The 835-nt window shown below is 43.6% G+C and carries 1 protein-coding gene; it reads right to left on the reverse strand.

Features of this window, described 5'->3' with window-relative positions:
* Positions 1-835, reverse strand: an 835-nt coding sequence (locus ACXM0J_RS18820) for an ABC transporter transmembrane domain-containing protein (RefSeq protein WP_479750746.1), incomplete at both ends; no start/stop codon positions are given.

An 835-nucleotide genomic window follows, 5' to 3' on the forward strand; every position in this document is an offset into this window, starting at 1 on the left:
CAAAACACCTGTAATCTGTGCAATAGGTGCCAACATACGTGAAGATAGAATGGAGCAAGCTACTAACGCACCTGTAGTCATTTCACCGTCCATTACGGCAAAACATCCTACCAACACCACAATTGCATAGGTCAAACCTTGAAGCATTTGAGTCCATGCCATTAAGGTACCAACAATTTTACGCTGTCTCATCCCGATATCGGCTGAAACTTCGTTCATGTGATTCCACTGGTTTTGGAAACGTGATTCAGCACGCAATAGTTTAATATCCTCAATACCCTGCACCGCTTCGACAAGAATTGCGTTACGGATTGAAGACTCTCTCATGCCCTCTTGTGCGAGTTGCGCTAGCTTCTTTTGCACCAGAATACCCGGCAAAATCATAAGTGGCACAACCAGCAACATCACCCAAAATAGCTTTCCACCAATAATCGCAAAAATGATCAGGAAAAGGAAAAAGAACGGGAAATCAGCAATAGCACTAATGGTGGTTGAAGTCACCAGTTCACGAACACCTTCGAGCTCACGAATCTGGGAAATAAAACTACCGGTAGACTTTGAACGGTCTTTATTTTTGATGCGTAAGGCATGACCAAATACACGGTCAGACACCCGTAAGTCAGCACGTTTACCAATAATATCGGATAAATATACCCGTGATATACGCAAGGTAAACTCAAAAAGTGCTGCAATGAGTACACCACCTGCCAGCACCCATAAAGTCGGGATAGACTGTGAGGGTACAACACGGTCATACACTTGCATTGAAAAAATAATGGTTGCCAGTGCCAATACGTTGGCAATGAGTGAGGCAAACATAATATCAACGTAGCGT

The organism is Acinetobacter sp. GRABPA_MV_2, assembly GCF_056725885.1.